The following is a 5,595-nucleotide window of genomic DNA, read 5'->3' as shown; positions in this document are numbered from 1 at the left end:
GTGGCGCCCGTGGGCGCTCACCGGCGGCGCGCTGCTGGCGGTGGCCCTGCTGGGGGTCTCCGGCGCCTGGGCCGCGACCCGGCACACCGACCGCCCGGGGCCGGTGGTCGGCGGGGTGGTGATGGACCGGCGGGCCTCGGTCCGAGCCCCGCGCGAGCGGTGGCAGCAGCTGGCCGACCGCCGGGCTGCGGCGTGGACGGCGCGCGACCCGGCCGCGCTCGGTGCGGTGGACGCACCCGGGTCACCGGCCCTGCAGACCGACGTCACCCGGGTCAGCACGCTGCTGTCGCGGCAGGCGACCTACCGGGGGCTGCGGCTCACGGTGCGCGACGCGTCGGGGACCGTGGCCGGCACCACGGCGACGCTGCGGGCGCGCGTCGACACCGCGGCCTACGTCGTGGTCGAGTCCGGGGGAGCGACCCGGTCCATGCCCGCGGGCCCCGGCCCCCCGCTGACGTTCACGCTGGCCTGGACGGCGCAGGGCTGGCGCATCCGCAGCTACCGCTGAGGGTGGGCTCGCTGGTCCGGGCGCTGTCCCGTGCGCGGGTCAGGCGGCGAGACCGGCCTCGTCGACGAGCCAGGCAGCGGCCTGCTCGAGCGTGTCGTGCTCGAACGAGAAGCCCGAGGCGGTGAGGGCGCTCGGCATCACCCGCGCGCTGCCGAGGACGTCGTCGGCGAACTCGCCGAGCACGGCCTTGAGCGCGAACCCAGGGGCCGGCACCAGGGAGGGCCGGTGCAGCTGGGTGGCGACCGCACGGGCGACGTCGGCCTGGTGGGCCGGGGCCGGACCGACGAGGTTGACCGGGCCGGTGACGTCATCCCGGTCGATGAGGTGGACGTAGCCGCGGACGACGTCACGCAGCGTGATCCAGCTCCAGTACTGCCGGCCCGACCCGAGCGGGCCGAGCAGGCCCAGCCGGCCGAGGGTGAGGAGCCGTTCGAACGCCCCGCCCTCGGGCGCCATGACCAGGCCGGTGCGGGCCATCGCCACGGGCAGCCCGGCGTCGGCCGCGGGCTTGGTGGCCGACTCCCAGGCGCGCACCACGTCGGCGAGGAAGCCCTGGCCCGGCTCGCTGTCCTCGGTGAGGACCTCGTCGCCGCGGTCGGAGCCGTAGATCCCGATCGCCGAGGCGTTGACCAGCCGCACCGGCTCGCCGAGGTCGGCCAGGGCCGAGGCGATGGTGTGGGTGCTGTCGACGCGGGAGGCGAAGATCTCCTGCTTGTAGGCCGGGGTCCACCGCTTGCCGCCGACGTTGGCGCCGGCGAGGTTGACCACCGCGGTCACCCCCGACAGCGCCGCCGGGTCGAGCGTGCGGTGCCGGGGGTCCCAGCCGATCTCGGAGGCGGTGTGCGGCTCGCGGCGCACGACGTGGAGCACCTCGTCGCCGCGGCCGCTCAGGAACGCCGACAGCGCGCCGCCGACCAGGCCGGAGGCTCCGGTGATGGCGACGCGCTGCGGCATCGTGTCGTCCCCGCTCAGAGGCCGAGGGACGCCTCGAAGGCGCCCTCCTCGAGCCGCTGCTTCATCGTCGACAGGAAGCGCGCTGCGTCGGCGCCGTCGACGATCCGGTGGTCGTAGGACAGGGCGAGGTACATCATCGAGCGGATCGCGATGGTCTCGCCGCCGTCCGCGTCGGTCACCACGACCGGGCGCTTGACGACCGCGCCGGTGCCGAGGATGGCCACCTGCGGCTGGTTGATGATCGGCGTGTCGAACAGCGCACCCCGGCTGCCGGTGTTGGTCAGCGTGAACGTCCCGCCACCGAGCTCGTCGGGGGTGATCTTGTTGGTGCGGGTGCGCTCGGCGAGGTCGGCGATGCCCCGGGCCAGGCCGGCGATGTTGAGGTCGCCGGCGTTCTTGATCACCGGCACGAGCAGGCCACGCTCGGTGTCGACGGCGATGCCGAGGTTCTCCTGGCCGTGGTAGGTGATCTGGTCGCCCTCGACGCTGGCGTTGACGTTGGGGTGGGCCTTGAGGGCCTCGACCGCGGCCAGCGCCAGGAACGGCAGGTAGCTGAGCTTGACGCCCTCGCGGCGCTCGAACTCGCTCTTGGCCTTGCCGCGCAGGCGCGCGATCTTGGTGACGTCGACCTCGACGACCGTGGTCAGCTGGGCCGAGACCTGCAGCGACTCGACCATGCGCTGGGCGATGACCTTGCGCAGGCGGCTCATCTTCTCGGTGGTGCCGCGCTTGGGCGAGACCGCCGGGGCGCCAGGGGCGCTCGCGGCCGGTGCGCTCGGAGACGCGGCGGGAGCGGCTGCCGGGGCGGGGGCCTTGGCCTTCTCCGCGGCGTCGAGGACGTCCTGCTTGCGGATGCGGCCGCCGACGCCGGTGCCCTTGAGCGAGCCGAGGTCGACATTGTTCTCCGCGGCCAGCTTGCGCACCAGCGGGGTGACGTATGCCGAGGCGTCCGTCTCGCTGCCGACCTTGGCCGCGGGCGCGGCCAGGGCAGCGGGAGCCGGGGCAGCCTGCGGCGCGGGAGCGGCCTGCGGGGTCGAAGCGGCCTGCGGGGCCGGGGCAGCCTGCGGGGCCGGAGCCGCCGGGGCCTCCTGCTTCGGAGCCTCCTGCTGGGGGGCCTCCTGGTGGGGGGCCTCCTGGGCCGGCGCGGCAGCGGCCTCGCCGCCGACGATGGCCAGGTCGGCGCCGACCGGCACCGTGTCGTCCTCGCTGACGAGGATCTTGGTGAGCGTGCCGGCGACCGGCGAGGGGATCTCGGTGTCGACCTTGTCGGTGGAGACCTCGAGCAGCGGCTCGTCGACCTCGACCTGGTCGCCCTCGGCCTTGAGCCAGCGGGTCACGGTGCCCTCGGTGACCGACTCGCCCAGCGCCGGCATGGTCACGGTGGTGCCGCCGGAGACCTCGCCGCCACCGGAGGCGGGCTGTGCGGACTGCGCCGGGGCCGCCTGCTCGGGGGCTGCCTCCTGCGGCGCCGCCTCGGAGACCGGCTGCTCGGCGGCCTGCTCCTGGGCCGGCTCGGCCGGAGCCTGCTCGGCGGGTGCCTGCTCGGCCGATGCCTGCTCGGTCGGGGCGGCGGCACCATCACCGATGACAGCCAGGTCGGCGCCGACCGGCACCGTGTCGTCCTCGCTGACGAGGATCTCCTGCAGCGTGCCGGCGACCGGCGAGGGGATCTCGGTGTCGACCTTGTCGGTCGAGACCTCGAGCAGCGGCTCGTCGACCTCGACGGTGTCGCCGACGTTCTTCAGCCAGCGCGTCACGGTGCCTTCGGTGACGGACTCACCAAGGGCCGGCATGGTCACGCGTTCGGACATGTGTGGTGTCTCCTCGTTCTGCGGTGGCTGTCAGGCGTGGGCGTGCAGCGGCTTGCCGGCAAGAGCCAGGTGGGCCTCGCCGAGCGCCTCGTTCTGGGTGGGGTGGGCGTGGATGAGCCCGGCGACGTCGGAGGGCAGCGCCTCCCAGTTGTAGATGAGCTGCGCCTCGCCGACCTGCTCGCCCATGCGGGCGCCGATCATGTGGACCCCGACGACCGGGCCGTCCTTCTCGCGGACGAGCTTGACGAAACCCTGGGTCTGCAGGATCTGGCTCTTGCCGTTGCCGCCGAGGTTGTACTCGAGGGTCTCGACCTCGGCGTACTTCTCGCGGGCCTGGGCCTCGGTGAGGCCCACGGAGGCGATCTCCGGGTCGCAGTAGGTGACGCGCGGGATACCCATCTCGTCGATGACCGCGGGGCTCAGGCCGGCGATCTCCTCGGCGACGAAGATGCCCTGGGCGAAGCCGCGGTGGGCCAGCTGCAGGCCGGGCACGATGTCGCCGACGGCGTAGACGCCCTCGACGTTGGTGCGCAGGCGCTCGTCGGCGAGGACGAAGCCGCGCTCCATGGCGATGCCCTGCTCCTCGTAGCCCATGCCGCTGGCGTTGGGGCCGCGGCCGACGGCGACGAGCAGCAGGTCGGCCTCGATGCTCTCGCCCGACTCGAGCGAGACCGTGACGGTGTCGCCGGACTGGGTGGCGCCGGCGAACTTCACGCCGGTCTTGAACGCGATCTTGCGCTTGCGGAAGGCGCGCTCGAGCTGCTTGGACACGGCCTCGTCCTCGGCGGCGACCAGCCGCGACAGGGCCTCGACGATGGTGACCTCGGCACCGAAGGAGCGGAACACGGAGGCGAACTCGACGCCGATGACGCCGCCGCCGAGCACGACCACGCGGCTCGGGACGTCGTCGAGGAAGAGCGCCTGGTCGCTGGTCATGATGCGACCGCCGATCTCCAGGCCGGGCAGCGTCTTCGCGTAGGAGCCGGTCGCCAGGACGACGTGCTTGCCGACCAGGGTGCGCCCGCCGGCCTCGACGGTGTTCGTGGCGACGAGGCGCCCCTCGGCCTCGACCAGCTCGACCTTGCGGGACTTCACCAGCCCCTGCAGGCCCTTGTAGAGCCGGCTGATGACGCCGTCCTTGTAGGCGTGGACGCCCTTCATGTCGACCGACTCGAACGTGGTCTTGACGCCGAACTGCTCACCCTCGCGGGCGGTGTCGGCGACCTCGGCGGCGTGCAGCAGCGCCTTGGTGGGGATGCAGCCCATGTGCAGGCAGGTGCCGCCGAGCTTGCCCTTCTCCACCAGGGCCACCGACAGGCCCAGCTCCGCGGCCCGGAGCGCGCAGGCGTAGCCGCCGCTGCCGCCGCCGAGGATGACGATGTCGAAGTTCTCGGCACCTGCCGACATATCGCTGACGCTCCCTTGCGTTCGGCGCTGACTCTGTCCTGCCCCCGGAGCCCGTCACGCGGCATACCGGCGGCGGCGGGGACGTCAGGGTGCATCTTGTCACTTCTTCACCCGGGAGTCTCACGCAGGTATGCCGCGTGCCAGGTGGCGTGGCGCGCGTCGCCGCGGCTGCTCAGCTCCTGCGCGCCAGCTCGCGCAGGACACCGCAGCCGTCGACCGACCCCAGGGCCACCGCCGCGGAGTCGCCCATCCACTGGACCTTGTCCGCGCCGTCCTCGCCGGACCGGTCGCCGTCGACGCACCACGAGGCGTAGGACTCGGCGAAGTCCTCCTCCGGGGAGGTGACCGCGTAGGGGGTGACGAACTCGCGGCGGTGCTTGTCGTAGAAGGCATCCAGCCGCGACAGGCGGGTGGGCTCCGACGCCACCGCGTCGATCCGGGCCCACTCCCGGAACAGCGGCATCGTCCACGTGTCGTCGAGGAAGGTCAGGAGCATGCTCGAGGTGTTCAGGCAGCCGGTGAACGTCAGGTAGGTGGGGCACTCGTCGTCGGTGTAGCTGTAGGCGACCTGGTCGGGCCCGAGGCTGAGCAGGTGGGCGATCTCGTGCGCGATCGTCAGCAGGAGCTCGTGCGGGTCGGTGTCGTCCACGCGCAGGGCGAGCCGCCAGCGCGCGTGGTCGTGCGCCGAGGGCTCGACCTCCCCGAGCAGCTCGCCCGCCTGGTTGCTGTCGTGGCCCTCGAAGATGACCAGCTCGGTGATCTGAGTGCGCAGGTCCTTCGGGACCGCGACGGCGATGGTGTCCCAGAGCAGCTGGTCGCACTGGCGCACGTCGGGCAGCCCGTCGGCCGGGGTCAGACCTCCCGCGTAGACGGTGTAGGCGCGCCGGATGCGCAGGCGGGCGCCCAGCGTCGTGA

General features: G+C 73.2%; 5 protein-coding genes. 1 reads left to right on the top strand and 4 read right to left on the bottom strand.

What is annotated here, in order from left to right; translation table 11 throughout:
- Positions 1 to 508 (top strand): hypothetical protein (locus VF825_RS05575; RefSeq protein WP_331111002.1); only part of this gene is annotated, 508 nt, incomplete at its 5' end.
- Between the two features lie 39 nt (positions 509 to 547).
- Here the strand turns inward: VF825_RS05575 and VF825_RS05570 are convergent.
- From VF825_RS05570 to VF825_RS05555, 4 genes are all read right to left on the bottom strand, one after another.
- Complete coding sequence (locus VF825_RS05570; protein WP_331111000.1) at positions 548 to 1,462, bottom strand: TIGR01777 family oxidoreductase; 915 nt, start codon at positions 1,460 to 1,462, stop codon at positions 548 to 550.
- A 14-nt stretch (positions 1,463 to 1,476) separates the two neighbouring features.
- Positions 1,477 to 3,273 (bottom strand): 2-oxoglutarate dehydrogenase, E2 component, dihydrolipoamide succinyltransferase, encoded by a 1,797-nt coding sequence (sucB, locus tag VF825_RS05565; protein ID WP_331110998.1) that lies wholly within the window; start codon positions 3,271 to 3,273, stop codon positions 1,477 to 1,479.
- 30 nt (positions 3,274 to 3,303) lie between these two features.
- The gene (gene lpdA, locus VF825_RS05560; RefSeq protein WP_331110996.1) at positions 3,304 to 4,680 is read right to left on the bottom strand and encodes a dihydrolipoyl dehydrogenase; all 1,377 of its coding nucleotides are present in this window, start codon (positions 4,678 to 4,680) and stop codon (positions 3,304 to 3,306) included.
- Positions 4,681 to 4,852: 172 nt separating this feature from the next.
- Positions 4,853 to 5,595: hypothetical protein (locus tag VF825_RS05555; RefSeq protein WP_331110994.1), on the bottom strand; the 743-nt coding region annotated here is incomplete at its 5' end.

This window comes from Oryzihumus sp. (genome assembly GCF_036391795.1).
GTDB lineage: Bacteria > Actinomycetota > Actinomycetes > Actinomycetales > Dermatophilaceae > Oryzihumus.
This window is presented reverse-complemented; position numbering and strand designations above follow the sequence as displayed.

What these genes read in the sequence shown, in the direction of transcription:
- lpdA (WP_331110996.1), bottom strand. Translation starts at nt 4,680, where the DNA reads ATGTCGGCAGGTGCCGAGAACTTCGACATCGTCATCCTCGGCGGCGGC.
- sucB (WP_331110998.1), bottom strand. Translation starts at nt 3,273, where the DNA reads ATGTCCGAACGCGTGACCATGCCGGCCCTTGGTGAGTCCGTCACCGAA.
- VF825_RS05570 (WP_331111000.1), bottom strand. Translation starts at nt 1,462, where the DNA reads ATGCCGCAGCGCGTCGCCATCACCGGAGCCTCCGGCCTGGTCGGCGGC.